Here is a 19,771-nt window from a genome sequence, read left to right as displayed (position 1 = left end):
CGAAAAAGGCAAGGATTCAGCTCCAGAATCCTTGCCCATTGCAGTTATACTCTGGTGTCGAGCATTAATTGATGCTGCTTATTCTTTCCAGTCCGCTTCAGCTTTCAAACCAAGGTCTTCTTTGATCTTAGTGGTTGAAATGCCTTCTGTCCGTGGCAAGTAGATAACTTCACAGTAATCCTTCAAGAAGTCAAACTTACCCTTCCAGTCATCGCCCATCACAAAAATATCGATGTCGTTATCTTGAACGTCCTTGATTTTTTGGTCCCAGTTCTTTTCTGGAATCACTTCATCAACGTAGCGGATTGCTTCAAGGATATACTTCCGATCTTCGTATGACGTATAAGCCTTCTTGCCCTTAACGGCGTTAAATTCATCAGATGACAAGCAAACCGTCAAGTGGTCCCCTAACGCCTTGGCGCGCTTCAATAGTCTAACATGGCCCTTGTGTAATAGATCAAAGGTCCCGTACGTAATTACTTTTTCATGAAATCTCCTGCTTACCTATTATTGGATTAATTCGCTGAGTCCTAACTCGACTATAATAGCATAAAACACCCCGTAACAAAACAACTGGTAAGGGAATTCTTAATCGACCTAACCAAACCTTAAGAATTTTTAACGTTCTTCGTCTCCTGACTAGCAGCTTCTTGTGGTAATCGCCAGATGTGATAAATGTAGCCCACAACTACCTTAACAACGGCGTAGAGTGGTACCCCGAGAATCATCAATCAGCCCGCAATGTTGCCGGCAACTAACAGGATCACGATGATCGTCAGGGGGTGAATGTTGAGGCTCCGGCCAATCACGTTAGGATAAACGAAGTTCCCGTCAACTTGCTGCACGATCACGGTTACGATCAACACGGCAATGACCTGCATCAAGCCGTTTTCAAGACCAACAATCAACGCTGGTAGCACTCCAATATAGGGGCCAACGTACGGGATGATGTTGCACATGCCGGCAAAGATGCCAAGCAACAGGGCGTATTTTTCACCAATTAGTGAAAACCCAATTGACGTGAACGTGCCAACGAAGAGACATTCGATTACTTGACCGCCAATATAGCGGGACAAAGTTTGGCTCATCTTCACCAATAACGTCATCGTTTGATCCGCGTGCTTTTCTGGCAATAACCGCCGAATCGCTGGCATTAACTTGGGACCATCCTTTAACATGTAAAACAACATGACGGGCACGGTAACCGCGACGATCGTCACACTAGTGGCTAAACCGATCACGGTCCCGAGACCGTTAGTCAGGCCGTTCATGAAGGTCTGGGCGTAATTCGAAAGCCCCTTTTCTAACTGATCCGCGTACTGTTGAAAATCAACGTTTTGGAGCCATTCGATGTGACTCAGATGCGTATTGGTGTCGTTTAGGCCCTGTTGGATAATTCGAACAATGGCTGGAATATGATTCATCAGGTTGGCCACCTGTTGAATCAACCGCGGCACCAGCCAACCAATGCCACCCACTAGAATGCCTGCCAGTGCCAGAAAAATCACCGCTACCGCACCGGTTCGATTAAAGTGAAAACGGCCAATCTTAACGCGTTGCAGTAGTTTTACGATTGGATTTAATAAGTAAAACAAAATACCAGCTAATAAAATCGGCATAAAAATTGTCCGAAAAAACGTGCCAATTGGCGAGAACACAAAGTCGATTTTGGTACAAACCCAAATCAACGTTGCGCCAATCAGTAATTCTAGCGTCCAGAAGAGGAGCTTTGACTGTTGCAACCAGTTTCGCATCCGCACACCTCCTTAATTTCAAACTAAAACGAGGTCAGGCATCAGCCCGACCTCGTTTTAGTCGACAACTCATTACTTTCGGCGGGAAAGCTCGAGATAGCGTGAATACCATAAATCAACGTATTCTTTAGAAAACGGCCCCTTGCGGTTGTTGATCCAATCCACAAGGATCAGCACGTTTGCCTTCAAAATCTTGTCAATTTCTGGCGGATAGTTCCAGCGGCGGCTAAAAACTTCGTACTCGTCAACATCGAGTAGCCGTTTTTCACCGTCAGGAAAAACCTTAACGTCTAAGTCATAATCAATATACTTTAATGCTTCTTTGTCTAAAACGAACGGTGACGCGAGGTTACAGTAGTACGAAATCCCGTTGTCCCGAATCATTGCGACGACATTAAACCAATAGTGTTTATGGAAATAAACGATTGCCGGTTCACGAGTGACCCAACGTCGGCCATCATCTTCAATGACTAACGTGTGGTCGTTACACCCAATGAGGGCGTTCTCGCTTGTTTTGAGTACCATTGTATCGCGCCAAGTTCGATGCAAACTTCCGTCGTGCTTATAGCTTTTGATCGTAATGAAGTCGCCTTCCTTAGGTCCTCTAGCTTCGCGCGCCATATTAACCCTACTTTCCAAGCATCGGGTATGATTTAATGAAAATTCATCTGTCATTATAACATAAGTGAGGGTGGGGGAAAAGGACAGAGTGCGGAACGAAGCGCCTAAAGAACGGCGTGTAAGGGGGACTAAGGTAAAGCTGGCTGAACTTTAGCCAGTTTTACCTTAGTCCCCCTTACACATAGTTCTTTGCTTCGTTCCGCACGTTTCGGCGTGGTGGCCGAAAAAACTCAAAGTATTCGCTTCAACTACGTCACTAAACTCAATGATTGTCAGCTCCCATCAAGCCGAAAATCGTTGCCAATTTCCGCAACATCACAGACGAGATTCCAGCTAGCTTAACCACCACAACTCACTCATCCGCCTGTTCCGCCAACCACCGAGAAATCGCATCACTCTCAAACCCTTTACGATACAACGCCTGCCGAACTTTCAATTGTCGTTCTCTGAACGCCTTGCCAGCATATCGTCGCCAAAGTTTCTGCGCCTGCGCATCCAGTAATTCATTAGCGAGGTCTTGATCCATCGAAAACTCGGTTTCTGCCAACCCGCTTGCGATGACATCCCCCGAAAACCCCTTTTCCATCAATCGTTGATGGACTTTTTGTTTTTGTAGCGATGGCGTTTGTTTGCGATACTGGCGTTTCAATTTTTCGATCAACGTCATGACTTGATCAAGTTGCTCACTAGACGAATACTCGTTTTGTAATGCGGCTTCGATGAAGTTCGCTTGAACACCACGTTGAATAAGTTGGCGCCGAATCACACTGGGGCCCTTATCACTCGTGCGTTTCATGGTTCGAACATAACTGACAGCATATTGGGCATCGTCTAGGAGCCGTTCAGACTTCAACCGATCAACGACCCGGTCGTGAAAAGCTTCAGGGACCTCCTTTTTAACGAGATACGCCCGAATTTCTTTTTCGGTTCGTTGCTGATACGACAAGTACGTTAACGCCGCATCCCAGGCCTTGGACTCATTGTCAGCTGATTCAAGCTCTTTGGCCAACTCAGCCGTGACTTCACTGCCCTTAAACACCCGGTATCGCAACATGACTTCTTCGCTGATTGGGAATGCATAGCGATCGTCAACGTAAACGTTATAGCGACCAGGACGCTTCTGAGCTTCAATTTTGGTCACAACGCCCTGCGTTTCTTGCTGATGTTGTGCCACAATTTCAGCGACTCGGTCGCTACCAGCCGTTTTCAGTCGCTGAACACGTTGCTTAGCGGGCTGCTTGGAACGTTGCCGCGTTTCTGTGTCACCGCGCTGTCTAACTGATTTGGCGCGCTCCGATTTGCTTGTCGGTGGCGTGACTGGTTGCCGACGCCGAGCGGGTTGATCAGGATCCGGGACATCGGTAATTCGAATTGGTTTAAAATGATGATCCGTCATAAGCAGTGAGGATTCCTTTCTGATTTTGATTTCAATCGTGTAATGGGCTTCATATTGGGATTGAGGTAAGTTACCCGGTATTTTCCACCAAATCGCGGCTCTTTTCTCCCACGAGAACTATGCTATACTAAGGCTAACACGATTTCTTGATAGGAGCTGAGTTCAATGACTGTTGCACGCGTTGTTTTTGCAACCATTACAGGTAATAACGAAGATATTGCTGATATTATCAGCGAACAATTTGAAAAATTAGGGATCGACGTCACCGAATCAGAGATTTCACAAACTGATGCCGATGACTTTACAGATGCTGATATTTGCGTTGTTTGTCCTTACACTTACGACGAAGGTCAATTGCCAGAAGAAGGCATGGACTTTTACGACGACCTCGCCGATATCAACTTAACGGGCAAAGTTTACGGCGTTGCCGGTTCTGGCGACGTCTTCTACGAGGATGACTTCTGTGTTGCCGTTGACGCCTTCGGTGAAGCCTTAAAGAAGGCTGGCGCAACCCAGGGTGCTGACAACCTCAAGATCGACCTCGAACCAGACGAAAGTGACATTGAAAAACTCGATGCCTTTACGCATCAACTTGTTGAAAAGGCAACGGCTTAATTCACTACCAAATTAAAAATCCGGATGATTAGCACTTAATCATCTGGATTTTTTATTGCTTTCGTCGCGGTTTAGCTGACCGTTCGGCACCCTTTTTAGACTTAGGTCGCCGCCGTTTCTTAGCCGCCAGTTGTTGTTTGCGATGAAGGGTTCGGGCCTGATTCATAATGGTTGCTGACAGGTTCAACGCTTCAATCTTCCCCTGTCGCCACTCTTGAATCGTGGCGTTCACTACGCCACCAATCAACAAAATCAAACTAGAAACGTTCATCCAAATCAATAACACCACGAACGTCCCAATGGTTTTATAACCCGTGATGTTTCGGGCAAAGTAACTAATGTAAATCGAAAAGCCTTGCGCAAGCGCTAACCAGCCCACCGTTGTCACCAGTGCCCCAAGCCACACGTAGCGTAACTTTACCTTAGCCGATGGGACCACTGCGTATAAAACAGCACTCAGCAGTAAAATGCCCGCAAACGAAATCGGCCATCGGACACTGCCCACAAGATCCGTGAACTGATTGGAAATGGAGAGCCACGGCTTCAAAATTTCGCCCAACCACTCGCTCAAACTAAACAGCAAGCCAATCAGAACAATCGCAATGATAATGAGCAAAATAAACAGAAACGAGAAAAACCGGCTAAAAATCGCATTCGGCGTTTTGATACCATAAGCCTGATCAATACTCCGCTGAAATGCCGATACTGCTCGACCAGCCGACCAAATCGTCACCAAGATTCCTAACGAGAACGTTTCGGTACTCCCCTGCTCCAAAAACGAGCGGATAATGGGCGACATGGTTTGGAAGACGGGTTCTGGCAGCAGTGGTTCGATATAGCCCAAAATTCGCGTCGTATCGAACTTGAGGTAGGCAATCAGGTTTCCGGCAATCAGCATGATTGGAAACACCGACAACAACATGTAATAGGACAGCACGGCTGCTGAATCACTAATATTAGCACGGAGATACCGTTGCCAAAAAAACTTCACAAACGCCAACCAATCATGCTTAGTTTGTTGTGGATCGTTGGCAGCCATTACTTCGCATACCGTGACTGAATTGCATCCAAGATCCGTTCGGAAGCATGGCCATCACCATACGGATTCTTCGCTTCAGCCATTCGTTGATAAGCGGCCTCATCCGTTAATAAGGTCGTCATCGCTTCCGTGACTCGTTCGGGATCGGTACCGACCAACTTCAACGTGCCGGCAGTGACCCCTTCTGGCCGTTCCGTTTCATCCCGTAACACTAAGACTGGTTTACCTAATGATGGCGCCTCTTCTTGAACGCCGCCAGAGTCCGTCATAATCAGGTAACTCCGCGCCGCTAAATTATGAAAATCAACCACATCAAGCGGTTCAATCAAGTGAACCCGGTCAACACCTGCTAACTCTTGTTGGGCCACTTTCTGAACTCGTGGGCTCAAGTGAACCGGGTAAACGAGTTCAGTATCTGGGTGGGTTTCGACCACTTGCCGAATCGCTTTGAAAACCCGTTCCATTGGTGCACCCTGGTTTTCACGCCGGTGCATGGTTAATAAAATCACCTTTTGTTTGGGGTCAATATCGTTTAAAACCGCGTGATGATAATCAGCACTAACCGTTTGTTGAAGCGCATCAATTGCCGTGTTACCAGTCACGACAATGGCATCTTTGGGGTGATTTTCCTTCTCCAAATTTTGTTGACTGAGCGTCGTTGGCGCAAAGTACACGTCACTTAGCACGTCCGTTAACTGGCGATTCATTTCTTCTGGATATGGTGAATACTTATCCCAAGTTCTGAGACCAGCCTCGACATGGCCCAGTGGAATTTGATGATAAAACGCACTCACACTGGCCGCAAACGTCGTCGTTGTATCGCCGTGCACTAGAATGATATCGGGCTTTTCCGTATCAATAATCGAATCCAACTGGGTCAACACCCGGCTGGTGATCTGTGCCAAGGTTTGGTTAGGTTGCATAATGTTTAAATCATACGCAGGTTGAATGTGAAAAATGGCTAGCACTTGATCCAGCATCTCGCGGTGCTGAGCCGTTACCACCGTAACCGGTTCAAAAATTGTCGGTTGTTGTGCCATTTTTAAGACAATTGGGGCCATCTTGATTGCTTCAGGTCGGGTACCAAATACCGTCATTACCTTGATTCGTTGTGCCATAGTGAACCTCCGTATCTGTAATATAGTCTCCCCAATTATACCAAATTCCAACTGGTTCGTAGACTTTTTTGATTAACCACTATCAACCACGACCTTTAATGCGCTCAATCGTGAAAGTAATCTAAAAATTCGGTAAAGATTTAGCAACGATTTCCCGCTGAATAACCAATTGTAACCCTAGTTAAACAGCTCAATTCATTTCAACAAATTCAACTTAACCCGTCTAACACCACGTGATCAGCCAACTATCAGCCATAATATCGCAAATTAATTCAATTCAACATCGCTCAGTTTCTTGTATACCACAGATTTGCGCCCCCTCCCCTTTTGACGTAAAATAAAGCCTAAACTGTTCGAAAGGAAGATTTGCTATGCGCACCGTCAGTCTGATTGTTCCCTGCTACAATGAGGAACCGTCCATCATGCTCTTTTTTGATGCGGTCACAAAGGTTTTCGCCACGATTAATACTGACGAACCACGTTATCAACCTGAATATACGTTTATTGATGACGGCTCCAGTGATCACACGTTGACCATCCTCAAGCAACTGCAAGCCGCGCATCCAGAAACCGTCCATTACCTGTCGTTTTCACGCAACTTCGGCAAAGAACCCGCACTGGCAGCTGGACTAGATGCTGCCACCGGTGATTTGATTGCCGTCATGGACGTTGACTTACAAGATCCACCAGAGCTACTCCCGCAAATGATCGACTTGATTGAAAATCACGGATACGATTGTGTGGGCACCATTCAAAAGAAACGTCGGGGACAAGGCCGGTTTCGGGCCTACCTCTCCACTAAATTTTATAAAATCAACGACGCCATCTCCGAGGTACATATTGAGCCAAACGCTCGTGACTACCGCTTGATGACCCGCCAAATGGTCGATGCAATCACGTCACTACCTGAATATAACCGGTTTTCCAAGGGCATTTTCTCTTGGGTCGGTTTCCGAACTAAATACCTGACGTACGAGAGTCAACCCCGTGCAGCTGGTGATACTCACTGGTCACTGATGCAATTATTTAACTACGCCATCGAAGGCATCATTGATTTTTCCGACGTCCCTTTAAAAATTGCGACCTGGGTCGGGGGGGCCTCCTTTATTTTGGCCGTTATCGGTTTGATCGTGGTGGTTGTTCGCGCACTCTTGGTCGGCGATCCTGTCGCCGGTTGGCCATCCATGGTCTCCATTATCCTGCTTTTAGGCGGCATTCAACTCTTTTGTCTAGGGATCGTTGGCGAGTACATCAATAAAATTTACCTTGAAACCAAGCACCGCCCAAAGTACATCATTAAAGAACGCAAATAGCGTCATTCACTTTAGTTAGGACTATTTAAAATATGAAATCGATTATGAACCTTTACCACCGTTATGAATCTGCGATCAGCTACCTCTTTTTTGGTGGCTTAACCACTGTCATCAACACGGTGGTCTTCTTCGCCCTTTACCACCACATGAACTATCAGGTTGCCAACGCCATCGCCTGGTTCCTGTCCGTTTTGTTTGCGTTCATTACCAATAAGCTCTGGGTCTTTCATTCGAAATCGTTTGAACTCAAAACCTTTGTGTGGGAAACTTTTTCCTTCTTCGGGTTCCGACTCGCTTCGTTGGTCATTGATATGTTGATTCTTTGGATTGGGATCACGTTATTGTCAGGTAACGCTTTGTTGGTCAAGATTATTGATCAAGTTGTGGTGATTTTGTTGAATTACTTTTTCTCAAAGTGGTTTATTTTTAAGAAGCCTTGAATTTTGATGAATATGAAACGGTCCAGCTTGATGGAGAACATCAGGCTGGACCGTTTTACTGTGGTTAGGTGTTGCGCTTATCGATTAGTGTCGTCTGGAAGGCAACGTCTGTTTCGGCTTAGCGTAAGCTCAACTATTAGTCGTTCTATTTTCATTCAGTAGTTTGTCATCGTTAGTGCCTTTAGGTCACCACGCCGAAACGTGCGGAACGAAGCAAAGCGCTTCGTTCCGCACTCTAATGCCCTTCCTGCAACTCCTTCAAAAAAGTCGCCACCAGTTCCAACTGTTCGGGCGTATAATGCGATACCAGTTCCTCGTGTTGCTTATCTAGTAGGTCATCGAGTTGCTTTTGAACCATTGCCACTCGGTTCCCCGTTTTTGACAGCTGGTAGACTGCCTGACTGCTAACCACGCCCGTTTTGTTGGCGAAGCTAACCGAACCAGCTTGTTGACGTTTTTAGAGATCACACCCAGCCCTAGATCCAGAGCTTGGACAAGGTCCGTTTCGCTCACTGGCCCCAGCAGTTGAATCTGACGCAACAGCTTTAAACTGAGCGTGTTGAGTTGCGAAATCGCGTACTGAAGATCCCGGTTCGGCACGTGTAACTGAATCCACTGCCGCTCGAAATTATTATCCTGAGCCCGGGTATTCATAATATCAATTAATGACGTCTCAATATGGTGCTTATAAAAGTCTAATTTTTCCACGGCATATCCCTCATTTTCTATCACAAAAACTATACCATATTTTAAACTTGAAATACAGCAATCCCGCACCGGCACTACGGTTCAGCGTGATAGTTGAATCTATTTAGTTGGTCACGACCACAAACCCAGAAGAGCCACATCTGGACGTTACCAACGTCACCACGGTATAATGAAAGTGGTTACTAAATCATCGGAAAGTGAGTTGATTACAATGTATCAACACATTGCAGTACCACTTGATGGCAGTCATAACGCCCAACTTGCGCTGAACGAAGCGCTGAAACTCGTTAAAACCTTCAACGCAAAGTTGACGTTGATTAACGTCATTGACGATAAACGCCTTATTTACTCCGTTACCAGTACTGGTATCGCTCACACTGGCGGTTACTATGAAGAGCTGACCACCCATGCGAAAGACGTTTTGGCAGAGGGTCAAGCAATCGCTGCTAAACAAGGGATCACTGCCGAAACGGCAATCTTACACGGCAATCCCAAACAAGTAATTGCGGAGGATTTCCCCCACGACCACAAAGTTGATTTGATCGTGATGGGTAAATCTGGGACGGATGCATGGACCGCTTACTCGTTGGTTCAACCACGGCCAGTGTCGTTCGGACCACCCAAACAAACGTCCTCGTTGTTGCGGAAGCACAATAATTATTTCTGAATCATCCAAAGTTAACGCCCAAATTCTGAAAATTAGAATTTGGGCGTTAGTTTTTTATTACGGTAAATCAGCAATTGTTCTCATCTTAATTTAACTTATAGCAAAATTCAGGTGTAATAAAATTCAATCTAATCACACTAAAAAATTAATGGTTGACTAATAAACGTTTACAAAACAATTAGCTTTGCATATTTTAAGTATCCCATTGAGCAACAATTCAACGTAACTCGCATCATATCAACCTTTCGCCACTTTATTCATTTTGAATAAAAATGACTGAATTTAATGAATAATTAATCATACCATTGCAAATAAAATCAGATAGTTTATAATCTAATTTTAATAACACAAAGGGATGATAGTTTGCTCAAAACGTTAATTTTCGCATTACTGCCCATCATCGTCACAATTGCCTTAGGGTACTGGGCCGCCGCTCGAGATTACTTTGATGATCAAGATAGCCGCAAATTCGTTCGGTTAGTCATGAATTTCATGTTACCCCTCAGCGTCTTTTCCGGTATCTGGAGTACACCGCGAAAAATCATTATTCAAGATATTCCGCTCGCCGGCTGGTTATTAGTCAGCATGGTTGGCTGTTACGTTCTGCTATTACTGGTTTATCGCTACGTCCTTCACACCGAGCTACATATTGCATCACTGCGCGCGATGTCGGTGGCTGATCCGTCAGTGCCATTTATCGGTTCAGCTATTCTTCCCCTCATTTTCGGGAATTCGCTAAGCGCCATCACCATCGGGATCTGCACCCTGATTATCAACATCATTATCTTACCCGTCGTTTTCGGTGCCCTAAGCAGCGATGGTTCTCTGGGGTCACGGGTCGTGAACACGTTGCGCAAACCGCTAGTGGTTGCCGCACTCCTCGGCTTCATTTTGGCACTGCTAGGTTGGCAAATGCCGGAGCAGATTGCCGGCTCATTTGAACTGCTCGGCAAGGGCGCTGGTGGCTAGCCATCTTCGCCACCGGGATCGTTTTATACACCCGGAAGATTCTCATCAACGTGCCAATCGTGTTAACCGTGTTAGGCAAAAACGTGATCTTTCCAATCGTTATTTTATTGATTATGATGGCCGCTGGTGCCGGATCCGAACTCCAACGGATCGTTGTTTTGACATTGGCCATTCCAACAGCAACGATGCCAACCAGCTTGGCCATTCAGTTCAACGTTCACGAATCCGAACTGGCCTCAACTCAATTTTGGAGCACTGTTTGTTCGTTTGTCACGCTAGCTGTATTTTTAGTCGCCTTAAGCTAATTATTTTAAGAGAGAAGGATGTCTATTATGTCAACTGAAACCATTCACATGCAAGCCCGTCAATTAGTGACCCCTGATCACCCAACCATTACATTTATCGAAGGTGATGGTATCGGCCCTGAAATCTGGGCGGCCGCTCGTCAAGTTTTTGATGCTGCGGTTCAAAAAGCCTATGCTGGCAAACGTCAAGTCAACTGGTTGCCACTTCTCGCTGGTGAAACGGCCTACCAGCAAACTGGTCAGTGGCTCCCTGACGAAACACTGAGTGCCCTTCGCACCCACCTAGTTGGCATCAAAGGACCACTCACAACCCCAATTGGTGAAGGCCACCGGTCAATCAACGTTACGTTGCGGCAAAAACTAGACTTGTATGCCTGCTATCGTCCAGTGACCTACTACGATGGTACCCCATCACCCGTCCGGCACCCAGAACGCGTGAATATCGACGTTTTCCGGGAAAATACCGAAGACATCTACGCCGGTATCGAAGCCGATGTGAACACGGATGAAGCAGCTGACCTCAAACAGCTATTGGCTCGTTATAATCAACTTGAAAAAGTTCGGTTCCCAGAAACTGCAGCTTTCGGCATCAAACCAATTTCAAGTGAGGGATCAGCTCGAATCGTTCGTGCAGCTGTTGAGCACGCACTGGCGCACAACCGCCACACCCTGACCCTCGTTCATAAGGGCAATATTATGAAGAAAACTGAGGGGAGCTTTAAAAAGTGGGGCTATCAGCTGATTGAAACCGACTATGCTGACCAAGCCTTCACAATGAACCAATATGCCCAACTTAAGGCTGATCAAGGCTCAGACGCTGCGGATGCGGCATTAAAGGCCGCTAAAGATGCCGGTAAGTTAATCGTTAACGATGTTATTACCGATAACTTCTTCCAGCAAACACTGTTACACCCAGAAAACTTTGAAGTCGTTGCCACAATGAACCTTAACGGTGACTACATTTCCGATGCCTTAGCCGCTCAAGTTGGCGGGATCGGTATTGCGCCCGGTGGTAATATCAACTACCAAACCGGCCACGCCCTCTTCGAAGCCACTCACGGGACCGCGCCACAATTCGCTGGTCAAAATAAGTTGAACCCAACCTCAATTATCCTGTCCGGTGCCATGATGTTTGACTACCTCGGCTGGTCAGAAGTTGCGACGGAAATTCGTCAGGCAATTGCCAAGGCCATTACTAGTCAACACGTCACGATGGACTTTGCCACAACTGATAGCGCAACGATTTTAAGCACTAGCGAATTTGGTGAATATGTTGCTGAACAATTGTAGTTTTAAAGCGGATTGCTATGTTGATTAGTAATCCGTTTTTTTGCTGTCACTTGTGTCCAGCGTAAGTGTTGGGTGTACTTGGGGTGTTGGCTGTTTGTCGTTGCTTCGCTCGCCAAAGCCGCACGAGAACCGGCGCTCTCAGATTACAAAATTCGGCGCCACTTAAACTGTTATTTCTAGGGTTCCTGAAGTTATATAAGCTTGTCAACCACGCGTTTTCTGGCCACCACGCCAATGGTGCTGCGCGAGACTGAGAGCTGCATGTAGGGGCATTTACACCGGACACAAACGACAATTAATCAAAAGCACCAGAGTATCTTGAAAATTCGGTCAAGATACCTTGGTGCTTTGCTTATTCAACTATTTAAATAAAGTGACGCATTTTTCTACGATGGTCTTTACAAAATATATAGGATTTCTGTCCATATTTCTGATAAATTACCACTTGCCTTGGTGCTTCTTGGTAAACGTGTTTTTGATTTTTGTTTCAAAATTGCAAGAACATTGTATGAACAAGTTAGCTACCTTGCGCTCGTTAAAACGAGAAGACTTGAATTTATGATTGTGTCAATTAATCAGTAGTCGCAACCTTAATGGTGCGACGCCGAATTAGACTCACAGTATCTAGAGAGTTGTGCTTAGGGAAGTATCGATGAACCATCTTGTTGTGAACCTCATTGGTCCTACGTTTACTGGAACGGTAGGGATGAGCATAGTAGACTGTAGCGACATCATCGAAAATCGATTCAAGTTCAGCGAATTCAGAGCCGTTATAAGCGTCTTGATGACATCGCCGTTCGGCACTAATTTAACGTAGGCGTAGTTGACTGAATCGGCTATCACGACTATCAATCAGGTGCCCAACCATCTTGCTTAAAATGCCGAGTAAAGTAGGCAAGAAAATTAACTGCTTGTTTCAACCTGAGTAGTTGATGACAATGTTGTCAATTCATCTCGTAACGCGTTTGAGCGGCTTTGGGGATGTATTGACGATAATAATGTAGCTTATCATTAACCTTCTTCACCTGATTAACAGTGCCACGAGCCAGTTTATTAACGATTGTTTGGTGAAAAACACCAATGATCAGTGCAATCTGTCGATTAGATACCCTCTCAGCGTGAAGCGGTGACAGGCGAGACGTAATAAGCTGCTTTGCATCAAGACGATATCCTCTTTTCTTGTTGTTTGTGTAGGAACTTTAATGATAACAGGACATATTGTCTTGATATTTTCTTGAAACGATGGCGTGGGTAGCTAACTTGATTTTAAAACACGGGATAATAAAGTCTCACAATAATGTACATTAATTTATCCCTGACTTGTTGGCCGAATCACAATTTCATTCACTGCCGTATCCTCTGGAAGATTAATTGCTTCTGTAATTGCCATCGCCACCCGATCCGGAGTAATGGCAGTTTGTTGATAGTACTTCTCTAAATTTTGCTGAGTTGTTCTGTCTGTTACATTGTCAACTAGCTCTGTCGCAATTGCTCCGGGAGAAACGACTGTCACCCGGACATTGCTCTGTGCAGCGGCTTCTTCTTGACGAAGCGCCTCAGAAATCATCCAAACACCAGCTTTAGTGGCACTATAGACACCACCACCAGCATGTACACTGTGTGCTGCAACGGACGCTACATTAATAAATTGACCTGACTTCTGATTTCGCATGCTTGGTAGTGCTGCATGAATTCCATACAAAACACCACGGAGATTAACGTCGATCATTCGATTCCAATCTTCCACACGGTCTTTGATGAATTCTGAATGTGGCATCAATCCGGCGTTGTTAATCCAAACGTCAATTTTCCCATATTCTTCAATTGCAGCATTTGCCAATGATTCTACACTTTTTTTAGAAGTGACATCAGTCGTCGCAAAAATTGCATCATATCCTTTACTCAGCAGACTAGAAGTAATTTCCTGCAAACGCTCACTGCGTCTTCCAGCTAGAACGATTCGATTGCCCTCCTTCGCCAGTAGTTCTGCAGAAGCTGCTCCAATGCCACTTGAAGCCCCCGTGATTACAATTACCTTACTTTGTTTTGTCATTTAATCTATTTCTCCTTAATTTTATTCACCGACTATGTTCTACAATTATTTTACTTATTGATCATATTCCTTGGTCCTCGGACCAACGCAAGTTTTTTGTACATTTTTTGTATTATGCGATTTGTTGTTTAATTTTTGAACTTGTAATTGCAGTAATGATGCCAATCACCGTCAGGATCAGAAAAGTGCCAACGATGACCCAAAATAGACCTCTCAAACTTGCTACATGGCCTACGCTTTGAATCGCTAGCGCTGAATAAGGCGATAATGAACCGGCCAGATTATAGGCGACAAGGATTAATGACGTTCCTAAAGCACTTCCGGAACCGTTCGCATTCACCGTATTCAGCACCCATGGGAAAAACATTCGAATGCCCACACCGGTAATAAAGCCGCCCAAAACTGTCAACGCCGTGCTACTCGATACCGCAATCAATCCCATAGCCAATGCCAGTATCAGCATCGATACCGGAAAAATAGCAGTCTTGAGCAATTCATAAACACGTCCAAAGATGAGGCCACCCAGCATGGCTCCTAGGCTCAGTCCCAGTATGACATAACTAGCATCTGTTGCTGTCCCATAGCCTGCTGTTACCATTAACGTTGGGACTTTAATACCCATAATCATGTACACTGTAATCACCACGAAAATTAAGAGTAAATACCGGCCAATATTCAATTTCGCCGACTTTTCACTTGAACTATCATTGACGACGCCTTGTTCACGGCCAGTGTGTTTTTCAGGTGTAATTGCTGGCACAAACAAGCCAAACAAAACTAAGGCAGGAATCGTAATGGCGTAAGCCAAAATGACATGTGCCAGTTAATTTGAACTAGCTGACCGGCAATAAACGTCACTAAAACACCACCCAGTCCTTCAAAGGTGCTTTGCAGACCAATTGTCCGTGCTCGTTCTGAACCCTCAAAAAAGTGACTAATAATCATCACCAAAAGCGAATTAAACAACCCAACCCCAAATCCAAAAATCGCCCGTGACGCCATCAAAGCCCAAAAATTATTGATGATGATCGGCGACAATCCGGCGATTGCTGTCAGAGTCACACCAATCATCACGGTTTGTTTGAGTCCAATTTGTTTCGCTATCAGGTTGCTAACGAGTAACGCAATCATTAGAAAAAATGACGGAATCGTGGTGAGTAACTCAACTTGCGTTAAGGGCACAGTTGGAAAAGCCTTGGCGAGTACAGGGATATTGGCATTGATCGCCGGTGCTGATGCGGTAATCACCGATACCAACAAAATTGATAATTTCATGAGTGATTTATTTTTGATTTGCATGATGCTTATTCTCCTATTTTCTTAAATTGACTTGGTTTAGCCACCGCGTAAACCGGGGACGATCTCTATCTAAGTCGACGTCTTCAATGGAATAATTTTCTAAAATACGTGTACTAGCCGGTAACAGGTCACTCAGTATGCGTTGCGTTTCTCCCGATCCATAGCCGGCATTAGTTGAAAATGACGCTACCCTTTTGTCGCTTAATCGGTCACCATCCTGTTCCAGAAATGAGCGCATCGGGTTAGCAATTGTCATAGCCCAAATAGGATGTCCAAGCAAAATTAGATCATATTGCATTAAATTGGGAAAATCTTGTATGTCCAGTGCCGGCCAATTTCTACTTTCACGTTCTTGTGTGGCTCGATTTACCGACGCCGAATAATTGGCAGGATACGGGTGCTGCACTACTAATTCATACAGATCTGCACCTAAATATTGTTGTGCAAATTGAGCCTGCTGTTCAGTGTTTCCGCCGCGCGAAAAGTAGATTACCAATATTTTTGCATTGTTAGTTAATTTTCGTTCAGGCTGTTGATAACGGTTGGTGTCATGTCCGTCTGAAACTGCGCCACGTCCTTTATTATTTTTCATTTCTTGTTTCCCCCTTATTTATGACTATTAGTCATTTTTGTTGTTAAATTTAAACGGCCATATAAGCGGTTCAGTCGATTAAAAATTGATCTAACATCAATGGTACCTGTCGTTCACAAAAATCATTCGTACTCTGAACAGGGTTCACGCTATTTGGGGCAATACACCAAGCCAGGATGACGCCGTACATTTGCGTTAACAACACCGTTGCTAACGATGCAACCGGTGTATCTGATTGCAATCGCTGATCCGTCACGAGTCGTTCCAGTAATCGCTGTAATGATTCAACATCTAATTGCCATTTTTGCTGATTACTGGTATTCGCCGTTGAAATATATCGCACCCACTGACGCGTTAATTCAACGTTTGACTTGTAGATCACTGTAATAAAGTTTACGAGATAACTCTGAATAACCTCAACAGCTTTTGAGTTCCGAAACGTTTCTTCGTCGATGACTTGAGAGAAACGTGCTTTACTCAATTCAAAGATTAAATCTTCTTTATGCTGGAAATAATTATAAAAAGTACCCTTTGCAATGCCGCTTTCTTGAACAATGCTGTCTACCGAGACGTCTTCATAACCATTTTTGACAATCAGTCGGTTGGCGGTATCCAATAATTTTTGGCGTGTTTGCCGGGCGTTATCTTCACGTTTTCCCATCGTTTTCACCTCAAAACGAAGTATACTACATCACAAAGTCAAAACAATGACTACCAGTCATTTATTCAAAAAAATAAAAACGGCTACTTCAACTAGCCATCTTCATTGATTTTCTTTAATACACTGGTCGATCATTTCCCTGCGTGGCTGGATCCGCGATGCCAATACTATCGTTCACCACAAAACTTGGATCTGCAATAATTTTGAGTACCACGTCTGCAATACTTTGACGTGATCCAGAAACACCGACATATTCCTCATGACGATGCGTAATCGAATACTTAACTTCGTTTCGATCGTTTAGCCATGGTAACCGAAGCGTGGTGTAGTTGATTCCTGATTGTGCCAATAATTCATCCGCATGAATGGCAGCCGGAAGACCATTGTCTACCATCTGATGGTTCCACTCGCCAAACTTACCAGGAACTTCATCATATAATCCTAATAAACTGGTCGAAATAATTCGTTCAACTCCATTCGCTTTAGCTCCCACAATGACGTTTTTCGTCGGAGCATTATGCCGATCATGATCGACAACGGCTGTGAATACTAAATCTTGCTCTTTGAGTGCTTCGTTAATCTGCTTTGCATTACCTAAATCAGCTTCCACAACCTTGACGCGATCGTTGTCAGCGGTACTTTCCATTCGCTGTGCATGACGTAATCCGAGCGTTAATTTAACGTCTTTAAATTGGTCTTCATTCAAAATTCGATTTTCGACAATTCGCGCGATTTGGCCGTTTGCGGCTAAAATTAATACATTCATGTTTTTTTCCCTCCAGTGCATGTTTAAATTCAAATATCGTTACTTATCTGTGTCACCTTCATACGCCAATTTTTCCCGTTCGTAGTTGAGTGTATGATCTTCATAATGATCAATTTTGTAGGTTAAGTAGTCGATTGTCTTTTTCATTGCAGCCATTTGTTCCTTCAAATCGGTTTGTTGATCTATTAACAAGCTCTTCCGAGATTCGGCAGTCTGGCTTCCCTCGCGGTACAATTTCACAAATTCAATTAGTGCTTCAACCGACATGCCGGCCTTACGCAACACTTGAATGTAAAAGACCCAGTTCAAATCATGTTCCGTGTAGTTGCGGTAGCCACTTTTGTTACGCGTAATCTCTGGCAACAGGCCCATTCGTTCCCAGTACCGAAGCGTATCCTTTGTAAGATCGAATTTTTTACTGACTTCGTTAATGTTCATTTTATTCACCCTTTAGTCAACGTTACGAACCAGGTTGTGGATCCGTTGGACAGCAGCCGGATCACGGTGGTCAAAGAATTGACTTTCCTTCTTATCTAGTGTATTGATTTGTTGAATCTCAGCATCTGTCAATTTAAAATCAAAAATATCTAAATTTTCTTCCATCCGTGCTACATGAGTTGACTTAGGAATAGCTACAATGCCGCGCTGTGTCAGCCAACGTAAAATTACTTGTCCATTAGATTTACCGTAACGTTGTCCAATTTTCGCAATCACCGGGTTCTTGAAAATTTCATGCTTGCCTTCCGCAAATGGTGCCCAGGCTTCTGGTTGAATTCCTTGCTCGTGCAAGAATTTCACAGCGTCTTGCTGCTGCATCCACGGGTTGGTTTCAATCTGATTAACTGCCGGTGTAATCTCGTTATACAGGCTGAGATCCATAACCCGATCAGGCTCAAAATTTGAAACTCCAATTGCACGCAATTTACCTTCGCGGTTAAGGTCTTCCATCGCCCGCCAAGATCCATAGACATCACCATATGGTTGGTGAATCAGGTATAAATCTAAATAGTCGAGCTGTAATTTCCGAAGCGACGTTTCGACGGCCTTTTTGGTTGCTTCGTAACCGGTATCTGAAACCCACAGTTTTGTGGTAATAAACAGGTCTGCACGATTCACGCCACTTCGTTTGATGCCTCTACCAACTGCTTCTTCATTACCGTATGAAGCGGCGGTATCAATTAACCGATATCCCGATTGAATGGCATTTGCTACGGCTTCTTCAGCAATATTCAGGTCCGCGATTTGAAAAACACCAAATCCTAGTGTTGGCATTTCGATTCCATTGTTTAATTTAACTGTTTCCATCATTGTAATCTCCCTTTATTTAATATAACTGTTTTGCGTCAAGTAGTCCGCGATTTCGTCCGTTGTGTTCACTGTAAAACCTGGCAATTGTTGCGCGCTAATTGCAGCACAAATTTGTTGCATGAACGAAAAATTTTCCTTGATTGTACTAGAAGTACTTGTTGTAAATGAAATAATATTCTTATCGGTCAAATCATAACTGTTCAAAAATTTTTCAATGAATAGTGGCAGTTGGTGAAATTGACGGAAATCTAACAAAAATCGTCTGTTTCTTTGAGAAATCAAAATTAGTGGGTTGGACTTCATGAGCAACATGTTCTTCCGCTTCTTGTCGAGATTCATCAACCAATTCGTTGTATGAATTAGGATATGCGTTGATCGGTTCAATTCGGACCACTTTGGCCCCATCAAACGTTGAACGGTCAATACCGCCGACTGCGTCAGGTCGGAATAAGAAAAAATAAACGATAACCATGTTATACCTCTATCTGATGAAAGATATGATTTATTTAACTGATGACCATAGTGTAAACCATGGTCTTAACTCCAAGGCAAGCCTTTTTTAATTTATTTTATTAAACCAACGGACATCCTTACTATATCGTTGGTTTATCGACTAATCCGTTGGAATTGTCTTGTTTCGTCCTGAATTACCCGCAAAGTCAAATAAGTTTTTTGGAAGTTCAAAATTAAACGTTTCTCGGTTAATCCCACCCACGAAATTGTGGTCTTCATGAAACAGCCGCATTAAAGATTGGGCCGACTGTTCACTGGTGAATATGATTCACCAAACGCCTGATCATAGTTATAGTCAGTCAAGTATTCGCGACCTTGTCAAAATTAGTCTGAGTCGCCTTCGG

Annotated in this window: 24 protein-coding genes; 7 read left to right on the top strand and 17 right to left on the bottom strand. The window is 44.4% G+C overall.

Annotated features, from left to right (window positions below; genetic code table 11):
• Nucleotides 1-78: 78 nt before the first annotated feature.
• The 4 genes from tagD to recX all read right to left on the bottom strand — a co-directional run bounded on the left by tagD (nucleotide 79) and on the right by recX (nucleotide 3,771).
• Nucleotides 79-477, bottom strand: coding sequence for a glycerol-3-phosphate cytidylyltransferase (tagD, locus tag JCM2765_RS07680; protein WP_054735778.1), 399 nt, complete (start codon nucleotides 475-477; stop codon nucleotides 79-81).
• Between the two features lie 254 nt (nucleotides 478-731).
• Nucleotides 732-1,754: an AI-2E family transporter gene (locus JCM2765_RS07675; protein ID WP_369404055.1), complete on the bottom strand. Its 1,023-nt coding sequence runs from the start codon at nucleotides 1,752-1,754 to the stop codon at nucleotides 732-734.
• Between the two features lie 72 nt (nucleotides 1,755-1,826).
• Nucleotides 1,827-2,375 (bottom strand): nucleoside tri-diphosphate phosphatase, encoded by a 549-nt coding sequence (gene ntdP, locus JCM2765_RS07670; protein ID WP_054735775.1) that lies wholly within the window; start codon nucleotides 2,373-2,375, stop codon nucleotides 1,827-1,829.
• 352 nt (nucleotides 2,376-2,727) lie between these two features.
• A complete protein-coding gene (gene recX, locus JCM2765_RS07665; RefSeq protein WP_054735772.1) occupies nucleotides 2,728-3,771 on the bottom strand; it encodes a recombination regulator RecX in 1,044 nt (347 codons plus the stop codon).
• Nucleotides 3,772-3,936: 165 nt separating this feature from the next.
• On the opposite strand from recX, the gene JCM2765_RS07660 reads away from it, so the two are divergent.
• Nucleotides 3,937-4,386, top strand: coding sequence for a flavodoxin (locus JCM2765_RS07660; protein WP_054735769.1), 450 nt, complete (start codon nucleotides 3,937-3,939; stop codon nucleotides 4,384-4,386).
• Nucleotides 4,387-4,438: 52 nt separating this feature from the next.
• On the opposite strand, the gene JCM2765_RS07655 is transcribed toward JCM2765_RS07660, so the two are convergent.
• The gene (locus tag JCM2765_RS07655) at nucleotides 4,439-5,425 is read right to left on the bottom strand and encodes a YihY/virulence factor BrkB family protein (protein ID WP_054735766.1); all 987 of its coding nucleotides are present in this window, start codon (nucleotides 5,423-5,425) and stop codon (nucleotides 4,439-4,441) included.
• A complete protein-coding gene (wecB, locus tag JCM2765_RS07650; protein WP_054735763.1) occupies nucleotides 5,425-6,543 on the bottom strand; it encodes a non-hydrolyzing UDP-N-acetylglucosamine 2-epimerase in 1,119 nt (372 codons plus the stop codon). The genes JCM2765_RS07655 and wecB overlap by 1 nt, the downstream gene beginning before the upstream one ends.
• Nucleotides 6,544-6,914: 371 nt before the next feature.
• Here wecB and JCM2765_RS07645 point away from each other — a divergent pair, with 371 nt between their 5' ends.
• Together JCM2765_RS07645 and JCM2765_RS07640 are read left to right on the top strand one after the other, a co-directional pair.
• A complete protein-coding gene (locus tag JCM2765_RS07645) occupies nucleotides 6,915-7,856 on the top strand; it encodes a glycosyltransferase family 2 protein (RefSeq protein WP_054735760.1) in 942 nt (313 codons plus the stop codon).
• A gap of 32 nt (nucleotides 7,857-7,888) precedes the next feature.
• The gene (locus tag JCM2765_RS07640; protein ID WP_054735756.1) at nucleotides 7,889-8,296 is read left to right on the top strand and encodes a GtrA family protein; all 408 of its coding nucleotides are present in this window, start codon (nucleotides 7,889-7,891) and stop codon (nucleotides 8,294-8,296) included.
• A gap of 235 nt (nucleotides 8,297-8,531) precedes the next feature.
• On the opposite strand, the gene JCM2765_RS18750 is transcribed toward JCM2765_RS07640, so the two are convergent.
• Both JCM2765_RS18750 and JCM2765_RS07635 read right to left on the bottom strand, forming a co-directional pair.
• Nucleotides 8,532-8,660, bottom strand: a complete 129-nt coding sequence (locus JCM2765_RS18750; protein ID WP_263849372.1) for a hypothetical protein — start codon at nucleotides 8,658-8,660, stop codon at nucleotides 8,532-8,534.
• On the bottom strand, nucleotides 8,624-9,004 hold the full coding sequence (locus JCM2765_RS07635) for a hypothetical protein (protein WP_054735753.1): 381 nt from the start codon (nucleotides 9,002-9,004) through the stop codon (nucleotides 8,624-8,626). The genes JCM2765_RS18750 and JCM2765_RS07635 overlap by 37 nt, the downstream gene beginning before the upstream one ends.
• Nucleotides 9,005-9,215: 211 nt before the next feature.
• On the opposite strand from JCM2765_RS07635, the gene JCM2765_RS07630 reads away from it, so the two are divergent.
• From JCM2765_RS07630 to icd, 4 genes are all read left to right on the top strand, one after another.
• A complete protein-coding gene (locus tag JCM2765_RS07630; protein WP_162231402.1) occupies nucleotides 9,216-9,671 on the top strand; it encodes a universal stress protein in 456 nt (151 codons plus the stop codon).
• 363 nt (nucleotides 9,672-10,034) lie between these two features.
• Entirely contained in the window at nucleotides 10,035-10,640 is a 606-nt protein-coding gene (locus tag JCM2765_RS07625; RefSeq protein WP_369404054.1) for an AEC family transporter, read from the top strand.
• Between the two features lie 50 nt (nucleotides 10,641-10,690).
• Nucleotides 10,691-10,945: an AEC family transporter gene (locus JCM2765_RS19060; RefSeq protein WP_369404053.1), complete on the top strand. Its 255-nt coding sequence runs from the start codon at nucleotides 10,691-10,693 to the stop codon at nucleotides 10,943-10,945.
• A 27-nt stretch (nucleotides 10,946-10,972) separates the two neighbouring features.
• Nucleotides 10,973-12,235, top strand: coding sequence for an NADP-dependent isocitrate dehydrogenase (gene icd, locus JCM2765_RS07620; protein WP_054735747.1), 1,263 nt, complete (start codon nucleotides 10,973-10,975; stop codon nucleotides 12,233-12,235).
• Between the two features lie 1,309 nt (nucleotides 12,236-13,544).
• On the opposite strand, the gene JCM2765_RS07615 is transcribed toward icd, so the two are convergent.
• The 9 genes from JCM2765_RS07615 to JCM2765_RS07580 form a co-directional block, all read right to left on the bottom strand.
• Nucleotides 13,545-14,288, bottom strand: coding sequence for an SDR family oxidoreductase (locus JCM2765_RS07615; RefSeq protein ID WP_054735744.1), 744 nt, complete (start codon nucleotides 14,286-14,288; stop codon nucleotides 13,545-13,547).
• A 112-nt stretch (nucleotides 14,289-14,400) separates the two neighbouring features.
• Nucleotides 14,401-15,096: an MFS transporter gene (locus JCM2765_RS16700; RefSeq protein ID WP_082405044.1), complete on the bottom strand. Its 696-nt coding sequence runs from the start codon at nucleotides 15,094-15,096 to the stop codon at nucleotides 14,401-14,403.
• On the bottom strand, nucleotides 15,066-15,587 hold the full coding sequence (locus JCM2765_RS16695; RefSeq protein WP_082405043.1) for an MFS transporter: 522 nt from the start codon (nucleotides 15,585-15,587) through the stop codon (nucleotides 15,066-15,068). The genes JCM2765_RS16700 and JCM2765_RS16695 overlap by 31 nt, the downstream gene beginning before the upstream one ends.
• A gap of 13 nt (nucleotides 15,588-15,600) precedes the next feature.
• A complete protein-coding gene (locus tag JCM2765_RS07605) occupies nucleotides 15,601-16,179 on the bottom strand; it encodes a flavodoxin family protein (protein WP_054735741.1) in 579 nt (192 codons plus the stop codon).
• 70 nt (nucleotides 16,180-16,249) lie between these two features.
• Nucleotides 16,250-16,840 (bottom strand): TetR/AcrR family transcriptional regulator, encoded by a 591-nt coding sequence (locus JCM2765_RS07600; protein ID WP_054735738.1) that lies wholly within the window; start codon nucleotides 16,838-16,840, stop codon nucleotides 16,250-16,252.
• Between the two features lie 115 nt (nucleotides 16,841-16,955).
• Nucleotides 16,956-17,606, bottom strand: coding sequence for an NAD(P)H-binding protein (locus tag JCM2765_RS07595; protein ID WP_054735736.1), 651 nt, complete (start codon nucleotides 17,604-17,606; stop codon nucleotides 16,956-16,958).
• A 39-nt stretch (nucleotides 17,607-17,645) separates the two neighbouring features.
• Nucleotides 17,646-18,044, bottom strand: coding sequence for a MerR family transcriptional regulator (locus JCM2765_RS07590; protein ID WP_054735734.1), 399 nt, complete (start codon nucleotides 18,042-18,044; stop codon nucleotides 17,646-17,648).
• A gap of 12 nt (nucleotides 18,045-18,056) precedes the next feature.
• Nucleotides 18,057-18,911, bottom strand: coding sequence for an aldo/keto reductase (locus tag JCM2765_RS07585; protein WP_054735732.1), 855 nt, complete (start codon nucleotides 18,909-18,911; stop codon nucleotides 18,057-18,059).
• A gap of 214 nt (nucleotides 18,912-19,125) precedes the next feature.
• Entirely contained in the window at nucleotides 19,126-19,386 is a 261-nt protein-coding gene (locus JCM2765_RS07580) for an NADPH-dependent FMN reductase family protein (protein ID WP_054735730.1), read from the bottom strand.
• Between the last annotated feature and the right edge of the window lie 385 nt (nucleotides 19,387-19,771).

This window comes from Secundilactobacillus similis DSM 23365 = JCM 2765, assembly GCF_001311075.1.
In the GTDB taxonomy this organism is placed as follows: domain Bacteria; phylum Bacillota; class Bacilli; order Lactobacillales; family Lactobacillaceae; genus Secundilactobacillus; species Secundilactobacillus similis.
The sequence above is the reverse complement of the archived record's forward strand: the minus strand, read 5'-3'. Positions and strand labels throughout refer to the sequence as shown.

Coding starts and splice junctions, on each gene's coding strand:
- JCM2765_RS07655 (WP_054735766.1), bottom strand. CDS start 5,425: ATGGCTGCCAACGATCCACAACAAACTAAGCATGATTGGTTGGCGTTT.
- JCM2765_RS07585 (WP_054735732.1), bottom strand. CDS start 18,911: ATGGAAACAGTTAAATTAAACAATGGAATCGAAATGCCAACACTAGGA.
- JCM2765_RS07675 (WP_369404055.1), bottom strand. CDS start 1,754: ATGCGAAACTGGTTGCAACAGTCAAAGCTCCTCTTCTGGACGCTAGAA.
- JCM2765_RS07640 (WP_054735756.1), top strand. CDS start 7,889: ATGAAATCGATTATGAACCTTTACCACCGTTATGAATCTGCGATCAGC.
- JCM2765_RS07660 (WP_054735769.1), top strand. CDS start 3,937: ATGACTGTTGCACGCGTTGTTTTTGCAACCATTACAGGTAATAACGAA.
- JCM2765_RS07580 (WP_054735730.1), bottom strand. CDS start 19,386: ATGGTTATCGTTTATTTTTTCTTATTCCGACCTGACGCAGTCGGCGGT.
- wecB (WP_054735763.1), bottom strand. CDS start 6,543: ATGGCACAACGAATCAAGGTAATGACGGTATTTGGTACCCGACCTGAA.
- recX (WP_054735772.1), bottom strand. CDS start 3,771: ATGACGGATCATCATTTTAAACCAATTCGAATTACCGATGTCCCGGAT.
- JCM2765_RS07615 (WP_054735744.1), bottom strand. CDS start 14,288: ATGACAAAACAAAGTAAGGTAATTGTAATCACGGGGGCTTCAAGTGGC.
- JCM2765_RS07595 (WP_054735736.1), bottom strand. CDS start 17,606: ATGAATGTATTAATTTTAGCCGCAAACGGCCAAATCGCGCGAATTGTC.
- icd (WP_054735747.1), top strand. CDS start 10,973: ATGTCAACTGAAACCATTCACATGCAAGCCCGTCAATTAGTGACCCCT.
- JCM2765_RS07645 (WP_054735760.1), top strand. CDS start 6,915: ATGCGCACCGTCAGTCTGATTGTTCCCTGCTACAATGAGGAACCGTCC.
- JCM2765_RS07630 (WP_162231402.1), top strand. CDS start 9,216: ATGTATCAACACATTGCAGTACCACTTGATGGCAGTCATAACGCCCAA.
- JCM2765_RS07600 (WP_054735738.1), bottom strand. CDS start 16,840: ATGGGAAAACGTGAAGATAACGCCCGGCAAACACGCCAAAAATTATTG.
- JCM2765_RS16695 (WP_082405043.1), bottom strand. CDS start 15,587: ATGCAAATCAAAAATAAATCACTCATGAAATTATCAATTTTGTTGGTA.
- JCM2765_RS07605 (WP_054735741.1), bottom strand. CDS start 16,179: ATGAAAAATAATAAAGGACGTGGCGCAGTTTCAGACGGACATGACACC.
- ntdP (WP_054735775.1), bottom strand. CDS start 2,375: ATGGCGCGCGAAGCTAGAGGACCTAAGGAAGGCGACTTCATTACGATC.
- JCM2765_RS07590 (WP_054735734.1), bottom strand. CDS start 18,044: ATGAACATTAACGAAGTCAGTAAAAAATTCGATCTTACAAAGGATACG.